The organism is Streptomyces sp. BB1-1-1, assembly GCF_031597775.1.
Classification (GTDB): Bacteria; Actinomycetota; Actinomycetes; order Streptomycetales; family Streptomycetaceae; genus Streptomyces; species Streptomyces thinghirensis.
Window position 1 is genome coordinate 8,485,199 of record NZ_CP134203.1, and the last position, 19,342, is coordinate 8,504,540.

18 protein-coding genes and 5 pseudogenes are annotated in these 19,342 nt (G+C 69.2%); 10 read left to right on the forward strand and 13 right to left on the reverse strand.

Features of this window, described 5'->3' with window-relative positions:
• Nucleotides 1-6: 6 nt before the first annotated feature.
• Nucleotides 7-1,725 carry a RecQ family ATP-dependent DNA helicase gene (locus RI578_RS39030; protein ID WP_310875527.1) on the forward strand — a complete coding sequence of 573 codons (1,719 nt, stop codon included), beginning with the start codon at nt 7-9 and terminating at the stop codon, nt 1,723-1,725.
• A 268-nt stretch (nt 1,726-1,993) separates the two neighbouring features.
• Here the strand turns inward: RI578_RS39030 and RI578_RS39035 are convergent, their stop codons facing one another.
• Complete coding sequence (locus RI578_RS39035; RefSeq protein WP_310875528.1) at nt 1,994-2,194, reverse strand: hypothetical protein; 201 nt, start codon at nt 2,192-2,194, stop codon at nt 1,994-1,996.
• A gap of 310 nt (nt 2,195-2,504) precedes the next feature.
• On the opposite strand from RI578_RS39035, the pseudogene RI578_RS39040 reads away from it, so the two are divergent.
• Nucleotides 2,505-2,775, forward strand: a pseudogene (locus tag RI578_RS39040) (helix-turn-helix domain-containing protein); the annotation flags it as partial.
• Nucleotides 2,776-3,090: 315 nt separating this feature from the next.
• Here RI578_RS39040 and RI578_RS39045 read toward each other — a convergent pair.
• From RI578_RS39045 to RI578_RS39060, 3 genes and pseudogenes are all read right to left on the reverse strand, one after another.
• A pseudogene (locus RI578_RS39045) lies at nt 3,091-3,465 on the reverse strand (VWA domain-containing protein); the annotation flags it as partial.
• Between the two features lie 200 nt (nt 3,466-3,665).
• A complete protein-coding gene (locus RI578_RS39050; RefSeq protein ID WP_310875980.1) occupies nt 3,666-5,708 on the reverse strand; it encodes a TerD family protein in 2,043 nt (680 codons plus the stop codon).
• Between the two features lie 649 nt (nt 5,709-6,357).
• Nucleotides 6,358-6,894 (reverse strand): dihydrofolate reductase family protein, encoded by a 537-nt coding sequence (locus RI578_RS39060; protein ID WP_310875529.1) that lies wholly within the window; start codon nt 6,892-6,894, stop codon nt 6,358-6,360.
• A 46-nt stretch (nt 6,895-6,940) separates the two neighbouring features.
• Here RI578_RS39060 and RI578_RS39065 point away from each other — a divergent pair, with 46 nt between their 5' ends.
• On the forward strand, nt 6,941-7,438 hold the full coding sequence (locus tag RI578_RS39065) for a hypothetical protein (protein WP_310875530.1): 498 nt from the start codon (nt 6,941-6,943) through the stop codon (nt 7,436-7,438).
• Nucleotides 7,439-7,563: 125 nt separating this feature from the next.
• On the opposite strand, the gene RI578_RS39070 is transcribed toward RI578_RS39065, so the two are convergent.
• Entirely contained in the window at nt 7,564-8,166 is a 603-nt protein-coding gene (locus tag RI578_RS39070; protein WP_310875531.1) for a GNAT family N-acetyltransferase, read from the reverse strand.
• Between the two features lie 399 nt (nt 8,167-8,565).
• Here RI578_RS39070 and RI578_RS39075 point away from each other — a divergent pair, with 399 nt between their 5' ends.
• Nucleotides 8,566-8,925: a hypothetical protein gene (locus RI578_RS39075; RefSeq protein WP_310875532.1), complete on the forward strand. Its 360-nt coding sequence runs from the start codon at nt 8,566-8,568 to the stop codon at nt 8,923-8,925.
• Between the two features lie 125 nt (nt 8,926-9,050).
• Here the strand turns inward: RI578_RS39075 and RI578_RS39080 are convergent, their stop codons facing one another.
• The 4 genes from RI578_RS39080 to RI578_RS39095 form a co-directional block, all read right to left on the reverse strand.
• Entirely contained in the window at nt 9,051-9,365 is a 315-nt protein-coding gene (locus tag RI578_RS39080; RefSeq protein ID WP_310875533.1) for an SCO5918 family protein, read from the reverse strand.
• Nucleotides 9,366-9,414: 49 nt separating this feature from the next.
• Nucleotides 9,415-9,819, reverse strand: coding sequence for a CBS domain-containing protein (locus RI578_RS39085; protein WP_310875534.1), 405 nt, complete (start codon nt 9,817-9,819; stop codon nt 9,415-9,417).
• A 58-nt stretch (nt 9,820-9,877) separates the two neighbouring features.
• Complete coding sequence (locus RI578_RS39090) at nt 9,878-11,374, reverse strand: DEAD/DEAH box helicase (RefSeq protein WP_310875535.1); 1,497 nt, start codon at nt 11,372-11,374, stop codon at nt 9,878-9,880.
• 228 nt (nt 11,375-11,602) lie between these two features.
• The gene (locus RI578_RS39095) at nt 11,603-11,806 is read right to left on the reverse strand and encodes a cold-shock protein (protein WP_121745217.1); all 204 of its coding nucleotides are present in this window, start codon (nt 11,804-11,806) and stop codon (nt 11,603-11,605) included.
• Between the two features lie 493 nt (nt 11,807-12,299).
• Here RI578_RS39095 and RI578_RS39100 point away from each other — a divergent pair, with 493 nt between their 5' ends.
• From RI578_RS39100 to RI578_RS39120, 5 genes and pseudogenes are all read left to right on the forward strand, one after another.
• Complete coding sequence (locus RI578_RS39100; RefSeq protein WP_310875981.1) at nt 12,300-12,446, forward strand: NUDIX domain-containing protein; 147 nt, start codon at nt 12,300-12,302, stop codon at nt 12,444-12,446.
• Nucleotides 12,447-12,499: 53 nt separating this feature from the next.
• The gene (locus RI578_RS39105) at nt 12,500-12,961 is read left to right on the forward strand and encodes a hypothetical protein (RefSeq protein ID WP_310875982.1); all 462 of its coding nucleotides are present in this window, start codon (nt 12,500-12,502) and stop codon (nt 12,959-12,961) included.
• Nucleotides 12,962-13,478: 517 nt separating this feature from the next.
• Nucleotides 13,479-14,143, forward strand: a pseudogene (locus RI578_RS39110) (IS5 family transposase).
• A 68-nt stretch (nt 14,144-14,211) separates the two neighbouring features.
• A complete protein-coding gene (locus RI578_RS39115) occupies nt 14,212-14,670 on the forward strand; it encodes an SMI1/KNR4 family protein (protein ID WP_310875536.1) in 459 nt (152 codons plus the stop codon).
• A gap of 413 nt (nt 14,671-15,083) precedes the next feature.
• Entirely contained in the window at nt 15,084-15,395 is a 312-nt protein-coding gene (locus tag RI578_RS39120; RefSeq protein ID WP_310875537.1) for a hypothetical protein, read from the forward strand.
• Nucleotides 15,396-15,563: 168 nt separating this feature from the next.
• Here RI578_RS39120 and RI578_RS39125 read toward each other — a convergent pair whose 3' ends face one another.
• From RI578_RS39125 to RI578_RS39140, 4 genes and pseudogenes are all read right to left on the reverse strand, one after another.
• Entirely contained in the window at nt 15,564-15,686 is a 123-nt protein-coding gene (locus tag RI578_RS39125; RefSeq protein ID WP_310875538.1) for a hypothetical protein, read from the reverse strand.
• 117 nt (nt 15,687-15,803) lie between these two features.
• Nucleotides 15,804-15,959, reverse strand: a complete 156-nt coding sequence (locus tag RI578_RS39130) for a hypothetical protein (protein ID WP_310875539.1) — start codon at nt 15,957-15,959, stop codon at nt 15,804-15,806.
• Nucleotides 15,960-15,987: 28 nt separating this feature from the next.
• A pseudogene (locus RI578_RS39135) lies at nt 15,988-16,802 on the reverse strand (MFS transporter); the annotation flags it as partial.
• Nucleotides 16,762-18,166: pseudogene (locus RI578_RS39140) on the reverse strand (NAD(P)-binding domain-containing protein). The pseudogenes RI578_RS39135 and RI578_RS39140, both read right to left, overlap by 41 nt.
• Before the next feature lie 107 nt (nt 18,167-18,273).
• On the opposite strand from RI578_RS39140, the gene RI578_RS39145 reads away from it, so the two are divergent.
• Nucleotides 18,274-19,335 (forward strand): FAD-dependent oxidoreductase, encoded by a 1,062-nt coding sequence (locus tag RI578_RS39145; RefSeq protein WP_310875540.1) that lies wholly within the window; start codon nt 18,274-18,276, stop codon nt 19,333-19,335.
• Nucleotides 19,336-19,342: the final 7 nt, after the last annotated feature.

Genomic DNA, 19,342 nt, shown 5'->3' on the forward strand with positions numbered 1-19,342 from the left:
CTGGGCATGGGCGGTACGACGGGACCGGCCGCGGGCGGGCAGCGGGCCGCACGACTGCGCGGTGTGGCAGCGGACGTCTTCGGGTGGGACAACCTGCGCCCGGAGCAGCTGACAGCCATGGAATGGGTGCTGGACGGGTCGGACGCCCTGGTGGTGATGCCGACCGGCTCCGGCAAGTCCGCGGTGTTCCAGGTCCCCGGCCTCCTGTTGGACGGTCCGGTCGTGGTCGTCTCACCACTGCTGGCCCTGCAGCGCGACCAGATCGCCGGCCTGCCCGGGGGCGAGCGGTCGCCGGGCGCGGTCGCCGTGAACTCCGACCTCGCCTCCTCGGAGGAGCGCTCCGCTTGGAAGCAGGTGAGCGAGGGCAGCGCTCGGTTCCTCTATCTCGCGCCCGAGCAGCTCGCGAAGGACGAGGTGGTCGAGCGGCTGGCCGAGCTACGGCCCGCTCTGTTCGTGGTGGACGAGGCGCAGTGCGTGTCCTCTTGGGGCCATGACTTCCGGCCCGACTACCTGCGTCTGGAACAGGCCGTACGACGAGTAGGCAGGCCCTCTCTGCTGGCTCTCACGGCGACCGCCGCACCGCCGGTGCGCGAGGAGATCGCCGAGCGACTGGGCATGAATCGCCCGAGATTGCTGGTGACCGGTTTCGACCGGCCGAACATCCGGTTGGAGGTCAGGCGCTTCCAGGACGACAACGAGCGTCGCCACGCCGTCGTGGAGCGGGCCGCGGCCGAGCCCAAACCGGGCCTGCTGTACGCGGGTACACGCAAGGACACCGAGTACTACGCACGGGAACTGGCCTCACTGGGACTTGCGGCCGAGGCGTACCACGCCGGTCTGAGCGCCGCCGAGCGTACCCGGGTGCACCGGGCGTTCCAGTCCGGTGGGGCCGACGTGATCGTGGCCACCTCGGCCTTCGGCATGGGCATCGACAAGGAGGACGTGCGGTACGTGCTGCATGCCGCGCTCCCGGGCTCGCTCGACGCCTACTACCAGCAGATCGGCCGCTGCGGCAGGGACGGCCGCCCGGCCAACGCCGTGCTGTACTACCGTCCCGAGGACACCGGAATGCAGACGTTCTTCGCCGCACGCACCACCGGCAGAAGGGCGCTGACGGACGTCGCCGACGCCGTCCACGACCACCACGATGACCCGGCCGACCTGGCGGAACTGCGCCAGGACACGGGTCTGTCCCGCCCACGCGTGACGGCCGCGGTCAACCTCCTGGAGGAGGCCGGAACGGTCGCCACCGGAGACGAGGGCGAGGTACGCCCGGCGCCGGACACACCACCTGGCGAGGCGGCGGAGAAGGCCGCACGCACGGCCGAGGCGCATCGGCGTACGGACCGCACGCGAGTGGCCATGGCACGGGCGTACGCCGAGGAAACCGGCTGCCGCCGCTACTTCCTGCTCGGATACTTCGGCGAGGTCTACGAGCCGCCGTGCGACAACTGCGACCGGTGTGAGGCGGAGGACGTCACCGGCGGCCAAGGGCCCGCCGAGGCCCAGCGGCCCGTACATCCCACCGCCGCCCGCTACCCGGTCGGTACTCAGGTACGGCACGGTCAGTGGGGCGGGGGAACGGTGCTCAGCGAGGATGGAGACCGCATCACTGTGCTGTTCGACCAAGCCGGATACCGCACCCTGTCCCTGGAGACGCTGGCCGACCGGAACGATCTGTTCGAAGTGGTGCGGCGGCCCGGACCGGACGACGACCCGCGGTAGTGGTCACGCACCCGGACCCGTTCCCATGGGGCCCTCGTCGAGGCCGCCCGAAGCCCGGCTGTTCGGCTGTCGCGGCACCCCAGCCGGCGCGCCCAGGGAGTGGCCGGCATCGAAGTGGTCCCACTCTCGACGCCACCGACAGCGCGAAGGGGGGGGGCATGAGGACCGGCCCGTCCTGAACGAAAGGATGTCATCGGCGCTGCGCTGACGCGTTGGTGGTGTCTGCAGTGTCGGACTTTCGCGTTACGGAGCAGGCCGTGGACGAGTCCTATCGGTTACGCAGCAGGAGCAGGGCGATGGCGTCGGTGTAGGTGTGCCGCGGTACGGCGTAGCGCAGCAGGTCGTCGGCGAGATCGCTGATGGGCCGGCTGCTCGCGGTGCTGGGCGCGGCCGAGGCGATCGCCGCCGAGCTGAACCGGGAGCGGGCAACCGACGGCGAAGCGGTCACCGCGTTGACCGACCTGATCACGGGCGGCCTCGTCGCCAGGGCCGACCCTTAAGTCTTGAACGGAAAGGCATCCTCGTCAATGGAGCTGCAGTTCCTCTCGGAGGAGGACCGACCTGAGAGGAACTGACGGGCGTGTGTGAGAGGGCGGCTTGCTTCTGCGGTGACGGAGTGGAGGAAGGCACCCTGGCGTCGCTGCCGGAATGTTTCCGCCTCCGATGCGAGGGCGGCGGCCGGCGGGGCCGGCACGTTCCGCGGTGGCCAACTGCGGCGCGGTAGCGGCTGACCGTCCACGGACCTGGAGATCCGCCTGCGGTAGGCGGGACTGGTTCGGGGCATCTGGCGCGTCACGGCTCACAAGTGGGTCCGCCGGTGGCGGGCCGAAGGCGAGCAAGGGCTGTAGGACCGCTCCAGTCGACCTCGCACGACACCGCGCCGCACCCCGGCGGCGACCGAGGCTCAGGTGTGCCGCCTGCGCCAGGACCGAAGCTCGGTCCGGCCGCCTCGGCCCGATCCTGGGCCTGCCCGCCTCGACCATCCACCGGATCCTGGCCCGCCACCGGCTCAACCCCATCGCCTTCCCGGACCGGCCCACCGGACAGGTGAAGGCCTGCCCGGTCTCCGTCACCGTCAGCGCGTGCCCGTCCCGGAGCCGGGCGGCGGTGTGGTCGGACGCCGTTCGCGTAGGTCGCCAGTCCCGCAGCTCCGGCTACTCGGAGACGATCTGCCCCCGTACTGGGTGACGAACCAGCAGCTGGTCCGGCCGGGCTGCGGCAGCGTCACCCGGTCCACCAGACCCTCCCCGCGCAGCTTGGTCAGCCGTCGCGTCTGCTCGATCCGAACCGCCCGCGTCCGCGTGCGCCATGCTGTAGTGGTGCGGTCCAGTCGCTGATGGGACGTTCGGTGGGTATACAACGGCTCTACTGCAGGATGTCGGCGGTGCGGGCGGCGGTCAGCCAGTCGGGGAATTCCTGCAAGAGCTGGTCGTAGAGGCGGTCATCGGGTATGGCATGCGGGGTGCGCCCAGCATGGAAGAAGCCTGCATTGTCGACGATGCGACGAGTCGGGACGGCGAGGGTGTCCAGCTTGTGCAGGAAGGCGAACTCGTTGTCGTCGGGGTCGCCGAAGCCGATGAACTGCCAGAACAGAGGAAGGCGCGCGGCTTTGCACAGGTAGCGCTCGGCAGCGTACTTGCTGGTGGGGCCGCCGTCGGTCTGGAAGATGACCAGGGCGGGGCAGTGGCTGTCGGATTGGAGGTAGTGGTCGATGACCTCGTCCATGGCCCAGTGGTAGCTGCACATGGTGTGGTTCGACGCTCAGCGTGCCGCCGATCTCGATCAGCATGGTTGCCTCGGCGTTTTCGCCGGCCTCGTCCTCCGATACCCGTTGTCTGGTGCAGGCGTGAGGTGGGCTCTCGCGCAGGCCGGCTGCAGGCGTGCGCAAGAGACAGCCCCCCGGCGGACACAGACGCTGTCGCCGCGGCTGTGTCTTGGCGTCATCCGGTCGTGGCGCGTTCCCCGGATGTTGTCCGGCGTGTTGTTGGGGTGTCGAGGTGGACGGCGACGGTGGTGTAGAAGCGGTCTACGGCGTCGTCGACGCTGCGGATGAAGCCGGTCTCGGCGTTGCCGCGACCGCTTCCCATGCTTTTGAGCAGGGACAGGCGGAACCCGGTGATTGCGGTGCCGCTTTCCTTCGGGAGCAGGTCCGCCGGTTCGGGGCGGAGTCGCTCCAGGGTTCCGCGAGGGCCTCCGGTATCGCTGTCGGTGAGGGTCTCGATGTGCAGGTCGGCCGGTGCCTCGGCCAGGCGCCGGACGAGTCGCTTGGCCCAGCTGAGGGGGTAGCCCTGCTGTGGGGCCGGAATCTCGATGGAGGTGCGTAGCTTCCCGGTGCGCAGGTCGGCGCTGACGGCCAGAACACCTGGGGTGTTGTCGATGCGCAGTGCCGCATGGAGGCGGCCGTCGAGGCACAGTTGGTCGGCGAGGCGGTCCCGGCGTTCCTTGGGGCCGGTTCCGCGTTTGGCACGTTGAACGGGAAGGACCTTCTCTCCCAGTTCGCCACCCAGTCTGAGGCAGACCTGGCGGATGAGTCGCTCCCAGTTCTCGACCACTTCCAGTGCGCGGGCGTCGCCCTGGCAGAGGGTTTCATCGTCGATGCCGTTGCGCACGGGGACCCAGGCGGGGCCCATATTCTGAAAACCGTGGCAGCCGGAGTTCTCGTGATGCAGGTAGTGCAGGAGTTCCTGGAGCAGCCACGCGTGCGTCGCGTTGCTCACTCCCTCGTGCCTGATCAGCATTTGCGCCTGGTGGGCGACTTCTGCCCAGGACAGGTGCCAGAGGGCAACCTTGTGCTTGCGGCGTTTGTCGATCTTGACGTCGACGAGCGGGCTGCCTTCCAGCGCGACATCGTTCGTCAGTGTGATCACGGCCTCGTAACCGCGGCGTGCTGCGATGTCCGTGTACGCCTGCACCTGGTCGGTCTTGAGACCGTTGCCGTTCGTCTTCGTCTCGACCAGCGCGGTCCACAACTTGCCCGCCCGTTCCACGCGGATCACCCCGTCCGGGCGCCGCGGACTGTCACCGTGAGGCAGGGAGACCTCCGTGAACGTCTCCATGCGGCCCGCCGGAGCCCCGAACCCCGCGGTCAGCCTCCTACTGAACTCCGGTACCTGCGCCATCACCGACAGCAATACCGAGGTGGCGCGCATCTCGCGGTCCCGGTCGCTCTTGAGCACCGAGACCGGGAAGAGCCTGGCCTGCTTCCAGGAATCGTTCTCCGCGAGGGTCTTCTTCACCGTCCTGGGAAGGGTGACCTTCTTCTTCGCCGTTCGGGGGCGAGCGGCCGGCTTCTTCGGTTCGGTGGCTGCGCCCTCCGGTTGGCGAGGAGCAGGGATGGCCTCAAGCGTCGCCTTCTCGACCGGTTCCTCGACCGGCCCAGAAGCCGTCGCGTCCGCCTCCTCGCCGGCTTCTGCAGCGACGAGCGCTGCCGCTGCCTCCTCGGCCGCGTCGTCCTCGATGTCGACGCCGAAATCCGTCGCCAGCCCGGCAAGCCCTGATTCGTAGCCCTGCCCGACGGCACGGAACTTCCATCCCTCGCCCCGTCGGTACAACTCGCCGAAGATGACCGCCGCCACCGAGCCCGCGTCATCGACGGCGAACCGCAGAAGGCTGTCACCGGCGGCGTCGGCCAGCGTGATCCTCACGTCCTCCAGGTCACCGAAGCGAGCCCCGTCGTACCTGCTGGCAGCGACGACGATCCGCTCGATTGCTGGCGGTACGGCCGTGAGGTCGAAGCTGATCCGGTCCTCACTGCCGTCCGACGTCGGCGTCTTACCCAGAAGCTGCACGCTTCCATCGGCGGCCACCGGGTGGTTGTAGAAGTAGAAGTCTCCGTCGCTGCGCACCTTGCCGTTTTCGTCCAGCAGCAGGACCGACACGTCCGCGTCGCCCTCGCCGGTGGGACTGGCCCACCGCAGACTGACGATCACTGAACCGATGTTGTCGCTCAGGTCCGCCAGGGCCACGTTCGAACCCATGATCATTTTCTGCACAAAGCCCCCCAGCGGCGCACCTTGGGCATGCGGAGGATTTCCGCTACATCTGCCCCCTTGCGCGACAAGATGACGAGTCACGCGGGAAAACTGTATTACGCACAGAGCGCGAACGTGGAGGTTCTGTGAAGTCGGATGGATGGTTGACCCGCTACGGCCTCGCAGGAGAAAGCAGACAGTGAGGCGGACGGACGGAGGTGCGGGCGGCCGCGGAAAGGGGGCATTGGTCGCCTCCAGCAGGAACGACCGGTCCCACTAACCACCCAGTAGTCATCGACGCCGACGCTCGCCTGGTCGTCGCTGTCGGCAAGCCGGTGCCCGGCAACCACAATGAGTGCCGGGCCCGCTGCACAGGCCCAGGCCGTCGAGCTCACCCGCCGGCCCGAAGCCTTCGGTGAACAGCTCCAACATGAGTTCGAGTCTCGTGGTGATGGCCGGTGCCGTGAAATTGTGAGGCTGCGCGGCGGAGGGTGGCTGGCCTCTCCATGCGGCTGGTGCGCCCGGCCTTAAGGGCGCAAGCCAGGGCCTCCGGTGCAGCACGAGGATTGCGAAGCCGACTCGAATGCAGGGAGGCCTTGTCGTCCCAGGCTCGCGTCTCGGTGCCGGTCCAACTCGCGTAGGCTGGTAGTGGCGACCGTGCCTACTTGCGCACGTGGAAGCGCAGCATAGTGACCCCGCCTGACTGGACATTGCTGAACGGTTCCAGGTCGATCCGGTCGAGGCCCGGCGGCGTGAAGCGGACGCCATCGCCGAGCAGCACCGGCAGCACGTACACCAGAATCTCGTCGACGAGGCCGCGCTGTAGGCACTGGGCAGCCACGTCGGCGCCGAGGATCTCCAGGTTCTTGTCGCCGGCGGCGCGGCGTGCCGTGGCCACGGCTTCCTCGATGTCGCAGGTGAGAAAGGTGACGTTGGGGTCCGGCTCGTCGGGCGGGCGGTGGGTGAGAACGAACCGCGTCCCGCCGTCGTAGTCGGTGTTCTCGTCGGACATGCGCTTGCCGACCTCGTACGTGCCCCGGCCGATGAGCATGGCGCCCGTGGTGGCCATGACCTCCGGGAACGTCGCCGACGTCATGTGCTCGAAGATCCAGTCCATCGTCTGGCCGGGACCGGCGATGAACCCATCGAGGGACATCACTCTGTTCACGACCACTTTGCCGGTGCTGGCATCCGTCATGCGTCTTCTCCAAGCAGGTGGAGGGCCGGGACCGCATCATAGGTCGGTGAGCAACATCTTCTCAGGCGGCAGCCACGACCTGGACCTGTCCAATGGCGCCACCGCGGTGTTCATCGACGTGCTGATGCTGGCCGTGTCCGATCTCGCCTCCGAGGACTGGGACTTCCGCTTCGCGGCGCTGCTGACCCTGCAGGACCAGAACGTCATGGGGCGCGGTGCCGTCGGGTTCGACCTGGCGGAGTTCGACTGGGGTACGACGGAGCGGGAACGCGCCCGCGCAAAGGACTTCGTGCTGCGTGCCACAGCACTCGCGGCGAGCGGACATCGCTGGAGCGAGCTGGGCTACCACCCGCCCCGCGTGCACAACTACCTGCACCGCTTCGCGACCATGGTGGAGACCTGCGTCCTACCCGCCGAGAGCAGCGCCGCACGCGGTTTCCCCGGCCCGAACGAGGCCTCGATGGCCTCGTGCGTGCGCCACCGCGTCCTCAGCGCGCTCCCGCTCTGGGACGGCTGCTTCCTCTGCAATCGGCCGCACCATTAGCCCGGCTCGCTACCACATAAGGGCGCGCGCTTCCGGCGGCCCTCGGTGCCCGCGGTCTCACGCGGCTACGATTTTCGGGTTCGACGAGTAAGGACCGAAACAGACCCATTAGCGTGGCGACAGCTTCAGCGGCGTGGCTCCCGCATGAAGGACGCAGAGTCGACGGCGGCTGGCTCCGTGCCTGACGCCGGTGCCCGCAGGCCCCACGTCTGCAGGACATAGGGGCGTCCCTTCTCGTCCCCCTCGATCAGTGGCACGTCGAGCAGGCTGAAGCCCGCCTTGGTGGCCACGGCGACGCTGGCGGTGTTCTCGGCCTCCAGCTCCAGGATCACTTCTTCCACACCCAGTTGCTCGAAGGCATATGCGGCCATCACCCGCACCGCCCGCGCGGCCAGCCCCTGGCCGCGGTACGCCGGGCCGACCGCGTAGCCGATCTCTGTGCCCTCGGGAGCGCGCCGCAGCATCACCTCGCCAAGCGGCGCGCGACCGTCGATGGTGATGGCGAGCAGGATGGTCGTGCCCTCCGCCCGTATGTTCCGCTCTCTGTCCAGCCGTGCGCGAGCGGCCGCTTCGTCGAAGGGCGAGACGATCGGCGTCCAGTACGCGATGTCGGGATGGTCGAACAGATCCGGCATCACGGCCAGGTCTGCTTCCGTCCAGTCACGCAGGACGATGCCCTCCCCTGTGAGCTCGATCCGATCGGGAAACGGCAACGGGCTGCTGCTCATGGTGCGGAACCTCCCTGACCTGTAGGACGTGGCAGCATAACGGTGCAGTCGTCGGGCCCACCAGATGTTCTGGGGGACTCGGACTCTCACACCTGAACGCCCACCACGCCATGACGCTCCTGGGGGCCGTCTCCGCCGTCCTGGCGCCGCCCTCGGCCGTCGCGTCACCGGCGGGGAGCCTGACCTCCGGCGGAACAAACATGGGGCATCGCGGTGCGGGGTAGGCCTTCCGGGCCGTCTCCAGGAGGCACCGATCAGGACCTGCGGCGTGAGCGACGCCAGAGGGGGATCGACGATCGGGAACGGTGATGCGCGGGCCTTGGGTGGCAGGGCCGTGAGTGCCCGCTCTGACCGAGTGGCGTTACTGTCCGGGCCGCTTGGTGTATAGAATCCCGTCTCATGTCGAAGTCTGACGGGCTGATCGTTGACATCGTCGCCCTCGTGGAGTCCGGGCAAAGCAGTCGGATGTCCCTGACCGTGGTTACCGGTGGCGCTGTCCTCACCGGTCGCCTGGCCCCCGAAGCCGTGTGGAGGCAGAGGGTGTCGGAGGTACTGGCGGGCTCCGCCGACCTGGGCGAGTTCTCTGCCGTCTTCGATACCCCTGTGGAAAGAGACGGGCCGCCCACGCATCTGCACTTCCATGTTGCGAGGATTCTGCAGGGCACGATGGGGATCCCGGAAACAGGCGGGATGTACCGTGTGGCGATCGAGGACGTAAGCGCCTGGACCGTGGGTGACTTCAGCTATTCCGATCACTGAGCACCACCTGCCTCCCGCTCTGGGGCCGCCGCCGACCGGGAACGCCGTGGCACGCGGTCAGGGCCCCCACCCGCGTGCGCCGGTGAGGGCCCTGACCGCTGTTGGTTCGTGACTGTCCCGCCGGGTCAGATGGACAAGGGGGCGCCGAGCATCGCGGAAGCCCGCTGGAGCGGGTCGACGATCCTCGCGGTCACGGTCGCAGCCTCGGGCGCGGTGCGGCAGGTGAAGCCGAGCCGGGCCATGGCCCGGAGAACCTCGCCGCCGCTGAAGTCACGGCGGTCCTGGCGGGTGATGACCTGACCGACCTGCTTGGTGGGGTAGTGGCGGCGTCCGATGATCACCGAGTCGCCGGTGACCGGCTCGGGCTTGACGCCCTTCATCGTTTCGAGCACGCCGCCCTTGGTGAGCTCGAACGGGAAGCGGGCGATGACACAGCGCATGATGCCTCACAGTGAGAAGAGGGGCAGGGGCCGACCATGGTGAGGCTGGTCAGCGGGAGTGGGCGAGAACGCCCAGGGCGTTGCCGTGTTCGTCACCCACGGGCAGGGCCCCGAACCGCTGGTGACGCATTGCGTGCTCGGCCTCGGCCACTGTGGTCAGCGGGGAGACGAGGGGTCCGACGGTCGCGGTGATGTCCCGCAGACGGACCCGGTCCGAGTATCCGGAACCGTCCCGCACGGCATTGAGCCGGTCCCGGGTGACCAGATCGATGTACTGGCCGTCCTCGTCGCAGACGACGAGGCGACCCGTGCGGGCGGCGGCCATGACGGACAGCGCCACCTCGACGGTCATGTCCTCCCAGACTTGAGGCCCGGCCGCGTCCATCGCGTCGGCGGCCGTCCTGTGCGCGGCGTCGGTGCTCATCGAGCGGGCTTGCGCCTGGACCAGCGTCAAGTAGTGCCTCCTGCAGGGTTCGGTCAACTGATGGGCCAGCCTTCTGATCAGGATGGTTCTAGGCTGCCGCGTCTGTGACGGACCGCCGGGCGGGCGCGCGCCGGGCCGCCGAAGCCGGGTGGCGCCGGCCGCGCGAGGTGGCGCCACGCTTCTTGGGGCGCTCGGCCACCGGTACGGTGATGACGACCGGGACACCGGAGGGAGCCTGGGCGCCGGTGATGCGGTGCAGGGCCTCCGCCCCGGCGCGGACCTGGGTCGTCTGCGGGACGATGCCTGCCGTCGCCATGAGGCGGGTCACGGCGCGGCGCTGGGACGGCGTGACCAGGGTGACGACGCTGCCGGACTCGCCGGCGCGGGCGGTGCGGCCGCCGCGGTGGAGGTAGTCCTTGTGGTCGGTCGGGGGGTCGACGTTGACGACGAGGTCGAGGCTGTCGACGTGGATTCCGCGCGCCGCGACGTTGGTCGCTACCAGCACGTTGACGTGCCCGTTCTTGAACTGCGTCAGCGTACGGGTGCGCTGCGGCTGCGACTTGCCCCCGTGCAGGGCGGCGGCCCGGACCCCGCTGCTCAACAGGTGCTCGGTGAGACGGTCCACGGCGTGCTTGGTGTCCAGGAACATCAACACCCTGCCCTCGCGCGCGGCGATCTCCGTGGTGGCCGCGTGCTTGTCGGCGCCGTGGACGTGCAGCACATGGTGCTCCATCGTCGTGACCGCGCCGGCTGCCGGATCGACGGAGTGCACGACGGGGTCGCTCAGGTAGCGGCGCACCAGCAGGTCGACGTTGCGGTCGAGAGTGGCGGAGAACAGCATGCGCTGTCCGTCGGCGTGCACCTGGTCGAGCAGATCGGTGACCTGCGGCATGAAGCCCATGTCGGCCATCTGGTCCGCTTCGTCGAGGACGGTGACACGGACCCGGTCCAGCCGGCAGTCGCCGCGCTCGATGAGGTCCTTGAGGCGCCCGGGAGTGGCGACAACGACCTCGACACCGCCGCGCAGCGCGCTGGCCTGCCTGCCGATCGGCATCCCGCCCACGACCGTGGCCAGGCGCAGCCTCACCGACCGGGCGTACGGCATGAGCGCGTCGGTGACCTGTTGCGCCAGCTCACGCGTCGGTACGAGGACCAGTCCCAGCGGCTGCCGGGCCTCGGCGCGCTGTCCGGCCGTACGGGCCAGCAGGGCCAGCCCGAAGGCCAGGGTCTTGCCGGAACCGGTGCGTCCCCGGCCGAGGATGTCGCGGCCGGCGAGGGAGTTCGGCAGGGTCGCACCCTGGATCGGAAACGGAACGGCCACGCCCTGTGAGCCGAGGGCGGCCAACAGCTGCGTGGGCATGTCGAGATCGGCGAAGCTTTCCGCGGCGGGGAGCGCCGGGGTGATCGTCTTCGGGAGGGCGAACTCGCCCTGTACCGCGGCTGGACGACGGCCGCGGCCGTCGCCGTTGGAACGGAACGGCCCGCCGGAGCGGGCCGGGGAACCGTATCGGCCGCCGTTCTTCGCGGGGGCGGCGCTGCCGCTGCGAGTGTGGGAGAAGCGGTCGTTCGTGCGTGTGCGGTTCATGCGGAACCTTCCTCGATGCGGCACATATCAAGGAATTCCCGCAGCAGCGAACGCATGGAGAATTGCAAGAATAGGCCGAGTGAAACGGGAACCCGTGTGCTTGACTCTGCGGATTCCTCGCGGTCGTGCAGCAGGTGAAAATGGCTACGAAAAAGCATGCAGCTGGGGCCCGCACCCCGAAGGATGCGGGCCCCAGCTACGAAGTGCGCGCCGAAGGGCGCGCCGGAGTCAGGCGAGGACGATGTTCTCGGCCGTCGGGCCCTTCTGGCCCTGCGCGATGTCGAAGTTCACCTTCTGGCCTTCGAGCAGCTCGCGGAAGCCCTGGGCGGCGATGTTCGAGTAGTGGGCGAACACATCGGCGCCGCCACCGTCCTGCTCGATGAAGCCGAAGCCCTTTTCCGCGTTGAACCACTTTACGGTGCCACTGGCCATGTCTTTTCTCCTTCGGGGCAGTGCGTCGGCGCCTGCACTGTACGGACGCCGCGTCGCCGCGATGATCGCCCCGTCCGGAAAAACCGGTGCCAAAATACTTCCATCCGCACAGAGGTCGACAGGAAGCACTGGAATTCGGGAACCAAAACTGCAACTGACCATGACAGTAGCACGTTGCGGCGCTCCGGGCGTGTTGAACGAATCCGCTCCGCTCGTTACTGTAAAGAAACTTTGTGCCTGTTTCCTGAAATCCTCAATCCGCGGGTGCAGATAAATGGTGCCCAGGGCCAGGAGATCTGCAACTCATGGTGTCCAACGCGAGCGCGCCCTCCACTCGGCGGTGAGGCCGCGTTCCGGGAAATCCGGGGTTGCCGCCCTCTCGCAGCTGCCCGACGACACCGGCCTGGACGGGGAGCAGGTGGTGTGGGAGGGCGAACGGCTGGCGTTCGAGTGGTTGCAGCAGCGCTTGGCCCGCTGCCGTGGTTCCGGCGTGATGGTCCGCGGTGCCGTGGACGTGGACGAGTCGTATGAGGAAGCCGCAGCCCGGGAACTGTCCGAAGAGCTGGGCGTTCGTGTGTCCGTGCGTTTCATGTCGAAGCTCCTTTGCCAGAGGAGATCAGCCTGGTTGGGGTGGACATGAGGCTGTCGTGACAGAGTCCCTGGTCCCGGATCCGGATGAGCGATGCTGACGGGATGATCCCCTGGAACCTGCTGGACATCGACAAACCCCTGCGCACCAGTTGGGCCGCCTACACCTGTTCTCCGGATGACCTCGCTCGCGCCGGCTGGCAGCCCGGCAACCCGGCGTGGGGCCACTGTGACGTCACGGCTCTGATTGTGAACGACATCTTCGGTGGCGACCTCATGGTTGGGGAGGTCCACTGCAGCGGGGAACCGCAAGGCTTTCACTGGTGGAATCGGCTGCCCAGCGGTGTGGAGCTCGACCTGACGCGCGAGCAGTTCCAGGATGGCCAGACTGTCACCGCAGCCCGTGTCGTCGAGCGCCCCCCGGGGGCTCTGCCTCGGCGCTGGGAGGAGTACCTCCTCCTGCGTGAGCGCGTCATCAAGCAGATCCGTCGCCTCCCCGAGCCTGCCGGACGACCGAGCAGGGATCGTCCTTCAACTGCAGGTTCCGATCACCATGGTCCGCGGTGAAGGAAGATGGCTCACCCGGCTGGTTCCAGCAGCGGCTGAGGCGCCGGGGGCCGGCGTTTCCTGGTCCCGCCGACGGGGCGGAATCGTCACAAGGAGGACCCCATACAACTGGCAAACTCATCGGCCCGGCACACAGGCCGTAAGGGGGTAGAAGTGGTGGCCTGTGGACCAATTGCGGTCGTGCAGGATGCCGAGGCTGTTCCCACTCAGGTCCTCGAGGAGCTCGTCGCTCCCCAGAGAGTCATCCAGGCGCTGGGGGAGCACCTGCGGGCTTCTGAGTACCCGGGCGACAGTCACCCGACCGTGGACGGCGGGTACGCAGATCCTGCCTGACATGCCCCGCACTGGGCGGCTGTCTCTTCGCACCCCGCGATGCGCTGACAGAGCTTCAGTGCATCGCGGGCTGCGCAGCGTGCCTGCCATCCATCAGGGAGTGGAACTTACAGCGACTAACACAAAGAGGTGGCTCGGTCCTGATTGCCGCCTCCAGAACAGTAGTTGAGCGTTTCGGTCCGGTGTGGGGACGTCGCCGTGGATCGTGTGGGATAAGTTGTGGGACCGCCTGGAGCCGCTGTTGCCGCAGCGCGAGCGGTGCTTTCGGACCCGGGCCGCAAGCCGCTGCCAGACCGGCAGGTGCTGTGCGGGATCCTGTACGTGCTGCACACCGGGTTCCAGTGGGAGTACCTGCCGCAAGGCTTCGGCTTCGGCTCGGGCATGACGTGCTGGCGCCGCTTACGGGACTGGAACCAGGTCGGCGTCTGGCAGCGGCTGCACGAGGTCCTGCTGGTCGAGCTGAACGCGGTCTCACGACTGGACTGGTCCCGTTGCGTGGTCGACTCCTCAACGGGGGTGCCAGACGGGGCCCCTCGCCGGTCGACCGGGGACGAGCTGGCTCCAAGCATCACTTGCTCACTGACGGGCGCGGCACCCCGCTCGCGGTCCTGCTGACCGGCGGCAACCGCAACGACGTCACGCAACGCTGTCCCTGCTCGCCGCGGTACCCGACACGGCACCGGGCTGGGCACCTACCGCTGGGTTGTGGAGAGGAGTTTTGCCTGGTTGCACGGCTTCCGACGCCTGCCGATCCGGTGGGAACGACGCGCCGACATCCACGAAACATTCCTGAAACTAGCCGGTCACCTCATGTATGTCCGCCGCTCATGCCATGATCCGGCCGCATGAGTGACCATTCGCTTGCACCCGCCTGGCTGGCCTCGTGGACGGACAGAGTCTCCGTGACCCTCACGGTAATGACAGGCGAGTTCGGGCGCCGGCACGGCTTTCCCCCTGGCGTCAACGAGGTCCGGCCGGCCAACCGCGACGATCAAACCGCGGCTCGCGCGCTTGCCCAAGCGAGCCTCATCCCGGCCGACCTGGTCACCTTCTACGACAGCATTGGCGACGTCACCTGGGCGGACGTCGGCAACGGCTACTTCCTGCACCCAGCAAGTGACGTCCTTCTGCGACTCCAGGAGTACGGCGCTGTCGACGTAGACACGAACCAGAAGAGGCCCGGTCTGGTCATCGGCTCGAACGGTGGCGGCCTGTCCTACGTCGCGGGCCCTGATGGGTCGGTTCATCGGACGAGGACGGCGTCGCTGGACGAACCGGAGCTCGACAAGGTAGCCGATGACCTGCGGCTGCTTCTAGAACTGCTGGAGCAATCCCTGACACGGTTCATTGCCGACGGCGAGCCGGGATCTCTGTAGGTCAGCCCGCGACGCCCATTCTGTTAGCCGCTGCTAGCCGTCTTGTCCATCGCCGAACGGCACCGCTGGTGTCGCCGGGGATGGTCAGGAGCCGGTCCCGGTCCGCGACGGAGGTGGAGAAGGCCGCGAGCCGGTCGGCGTCGCGTGCGGTGATGGCGACGCGGTGGCCCTGCTTGAGCCTTCGCCAACCTGAAGAAGCAATTCAAAAGGCTGGTGTGACCGGTTCTCGGGGTGCTCACGCTGGTCGTGGGCGTGAGTTCGCGGAGAAGATCATCCGTCAGCGGTTGACTTCGAGGTTCGTCAGGACGAGCAATGCGCGCAAGAGTTGGGTGGCACGGGCGGGATCGGCACGGAGTTTGGCGAGTATCCGCCAGTTCTTGAGGTGAGCGAAGCCCTGGCGAGAGCGTGTGGGTGTGGCTGGCGGCGTGGCCGGTGAGGATCACGGGGTCGAGGATGTCGTTGTCCAGGCCGCGGAAGCCGAGGTCGGCCAGCGCCCCGAGGCCGGCGGCGCGCAGGTGGGCCAGGATGTGGTCGTCGTGGGCGGCGAGCAGTCCGATCAGCTCGCCGCGCCGGCGGCGGACGGTGGACTCGGACACGTTGTTACCACCTGCCATGTCGGCCTGGCGCTGGTAGTGGCGGAGTACGGCCAGGACGATCACCGCGATCTTGCCCGGCGGCAGGATTTGCCTCCGGAACCCAATCGCTTTCAGGTGACGCCGCAGTAGGTCGGCGAGGTGGTTGACGGTGTGCGTGGACAGCGGCAGACGGCACTGGTAGAGAAGCGAGTAGTTGTCCTCGGCGCGCTCTTTGGTATTCGTCACACAAGTCCAACGGCCGTCGGGGGCACCCCGGTTACGCCTGCGCCCAGCCGCTCCGAGTGGCGGCGTTCCTGGTCACAGGCGGGTGGTGAACCGGTCGTCGGGCAGTTTCCGCAGCCAGCCGCGATCGACGAGTCTGACCAGCTTGCTGCGTAGTGGTTCCAGTTTGGCCCGCACGCTGACGTCCACCCCCACCACTTCGCCGACCTCGCGGCCTTGCCGGTCCGGCGGCCTGCCGCACGGCGGCGAGGATGCGCTGGTAAGGCGGCGGCAGCATGCTTTCGTCCGAGCCCGGCTCGCGGTGCGGGATCAGCATCACGCCCGGCCGCCCACCTGCCCGGGCATCGGCGCAACCAGGGCGCGTTCGTCGACGAGCTGCTCGTTCACCCGCTCAAGGACACGTTCGGCGACAGCAAGTTCGTCGCGCTCGGCCCGCACCTCCGCCAACTGCTTGGCCAGCTGGAAACTCACTGATAGGCCGCCCGAACGTGCCTCACCCGGCCCGGCTGGTGGTGTACCCACGCTCAGGAGGAGCGGGACGGGCGACGACGACGGCGTACATCGCGAAGCCCGAGAGGGTGAAGGCGGTGGCGAGCAGCAGGAAGGGGCGGTTGCGCCCGACCTCGGCCGCGCCTTCGGTCGCCTGCGCCGGGCTGGTTGGGCCGTCGGGACAGGGTGCGCGCAGGGCCAGGGCGTGGGCGGGGATGGTGACGGCGGCGAGGATGACGGCGAGCACGAGGTAGGTGTGGCGCCAGGACAGGTGGTCCGCGAGGGCCGCGGTCAAGGGTGCGAAGACGGTGGAGGCGAGCCCGCCGCGAGGGTGACGATGGTCAGGGCGCGGATGTGGTCGGGGGCCCACCAGCGGGTGAGGGCGGCGAACGCGGGTTGGTAGAAGGTGGCCGCCATCGCGAGCCCGGCCAGCGCCCAACCTGCGCAGAAGGCCGGCAGGTTGGGCGCTGCGGCCACGATCAGCAGGCTGACGACGCCGAGCACCGAGCCGACGGTCATGACGGTGCGCGGGCCGCGATGGTCGAGGATGCGTCCGACGCGGATTCCGGCTAGTGCGGAGATGGCGAGAGCGAGGGAGAACGCCGCGGTGGTCGCTCCGGTCGGCCAGCCGGTGGCGGCGGTGATCTGGGGGTTGAGACGGGGAAGGCGTAGTAGACGATGCCCCAGCTCATGATCTGCGTGGCGCAGAGGGAGCACGGCGGCGCGGGGCCGCGACCGGTCCCCTGTTCCGGTCGCGGCCCCGCGTGCGGGGGCCCCAGGCTGGTCACGAGCCGCAGCAGCCGCCCGCCGGGGCCTGCTCGGCAGCCGCCTCGACCTGGGCGGGGGCGCCGAGCTGGACGAGCTGCGGCGCCGGCGCGCAGCAGCCGCCGCTGTCGGCCTCAGCGGCGTCGGGGGCGTCGAAGAGGCCGGCGCCGCCGCAGACTCCGGTCTCGGGCAGGGTGAGTTCCACGCGGTCGGCCGCGTCGAGGTCGCCGGCGATCGCCGCGGCGACGGAGCGGACCTGCTCGTAGCCGGTCATCGCCAGGAACGTCGGGGCGCGGCCGTAGGACTTCATCCCGACCAGGTACACGCCCTGCTCCGGGTGGGAGAGCTCGCGGTGGCCGTGCGGGTAGACGGTGCCGCAGGAGTGCTGGTTGGGGTCGATCAGCGGAGCCAGGGCGACGGGCGCCTGGAGGCGCTCGTCGAGCCCGAGGCGCAGTTCGTCGAGGAAGGACAGGTCGGGACGGAAGCCGGTCAGGACGATCACCTCGTCGACTGCGTCCAGGCGGCGGCCGTCCTCGCCGACCAGGATCAGGCGGTCGTCGGCGTCACACTCGATCGCCTCCGTGCGGAAGCCGGTGACCGCGTCCGCGTGGCCCTCGTCGACGGCGGCCTTCGCCGCCAGGCCCAGGGCGCCGCGCGCCGGGAGCTGGTCGGCCTCTCCGCCGCCGAAGGTCGAGCCGGAGATGCCCCGGCGCAGGACCCACACGCCCTTCGTTCCCGCGCCGTCGTCGGCCTCGGCGAGGTCGGCCAGGTAGGCAAGGGCGGTGAACGCGGAGGCGCCAGAACCGATCACGGCGGTGCGCTTGCCTGCGTACCGGGCCCGGACGGCGGGGTCCTTCAGGTCCGGGACGCGGTAGGTGATCCGGTCCGCGGCGGCCTTCTCTCCGAGGGCGGCGAGGCCGCTGCCGCCAGCCGGGGACGGCGTCAACCAGGTACCGGAGGCGTCGATGACGGCGCGGGCGAAGACGCGCTCCTCACGGCCGTCGGCGTGGGCGACGTGCACGACGAACGGCTGCTGCTCGCGGTCGGTATCCACGACCCGGTCCCGGCCGGTCCGGGAGACTCCGGTGACGGTGGCGGCAGGTGCGGACCCGCTCGCCGAGGCCGTCTGCGAGCGGCTGCAGGTACAGGTCGGCCCAGTCGCCGCCGGAGGGGTAGGTGGCCGGGTCGGGGCGGGTCCAGCCGGTGGGAGCCAGGAGCTTCTCGGCGGCGGGGTCGACGACCTCGCCCCAGGTGGAGAACAGGCGCACGTGAGACCACTCGCGCACCGCGGCCCCGGCGGTGGACCCGGCCTCCAGGACCAGGGGCTCGATGCCCTGGTCGATCAGGTGGGCGGCGGCGGCCAGGCCGGCGGGTCCGGCCCCGATCACGGCGACGGGCAGCTCGGTGGTGGCGGGCGCGTTCACGGCGACTCCTTGCGTGTTTCGACATCTGTCGATGGCTTGCGCGGCCCAGCATTAAACCTGTATTGATGAGCGTCAACATAGACATTCGTCGAAACCAGGGGCTACTCATGGAGCACATCCATGTCGCCGTGATCGGCGGCGGCCAGTCCGGTCTCGCCACCGCCCACGCGCTGCTGCGGCGCGGGCTGCGGCCGGTGGTGTTGGAGGCGTCCGACCGTGCGGCCGGGTCGTGGCCGCACTATTACGACAGCCTCACGCTGTTCTCACCCGCCCGGTACAGCTCCCTGCCCGGAATGCCGTTTCCGGGCGCCGACCGCGACCGCTACCCGCACCGCGACGAGGTCGTCGCCTACCTCGCCGCCTACGCAGGCCGCCTGGACGCCGAGATCCGCACCGGCTGCCGCGTCGGTGTGGTCCTCCGCGCCGGCGGCGGTTTCGGGGTGGAACTGGAGGGCGGCGGGCGGCTGTCCGCGCGGGCGGTCGTGGCGGCCTCCGGGACGTTCGGGCGCCCGCACCGGCCCTCGCTTCGGGGTCTGGACGGGTTCACCGGGCAGGTGCTGCACGCCGCCGACTACCGCAGGCCGGCCCCCTTCTCCGGCCGGCGGGTGGTTGTGGTCGGGGCCGGGAACTCCGCGGTGCAGATTGCCGCCGAGCTCGCAGGGACGACACGGGTCACGCTCGCCACCCGCGGGCCGGTGAAGTTCGCAGCCCAGCGCATCCTCGGCCGCGATCTGCACTTCTGGACGGCCCGCACCGGCCTGGACACTGCACCCCTCGGCCGGCTCCTGTCGCGCCCGCCGGCCCAGCCGGTGCTCGACGACGGCCGCTACCGGGCCGCTCTGGCCGCCGGTCGGCCGGACCGGCAGCCGCTGTTCACCGGCGCTGACGGAGCCAAACTCGTTTGGCCGGACGGACAGCGGGAGGAGGCCGACGCGATCGTGCTGGCCACCGGCTACCGCCCCGATCTGCCCTACCTCGCCGGCCTCGACGGCGCTCTCGACACCGAGGGAAACCCCCGGCACCGCGAGGGCCTCGCCACCGGTGTGCCGGGGCTGGCGTTCGTCGGGCTGGAATGGCAGCGCAGTCTGTCGTCGAACTCGCTGCGCGGCGTCGGCCGGGACGCCGCGCGCATTGCCCGGTGCTTGGCCGCTTACCTTGCGCGTGGGTGACAGCTCC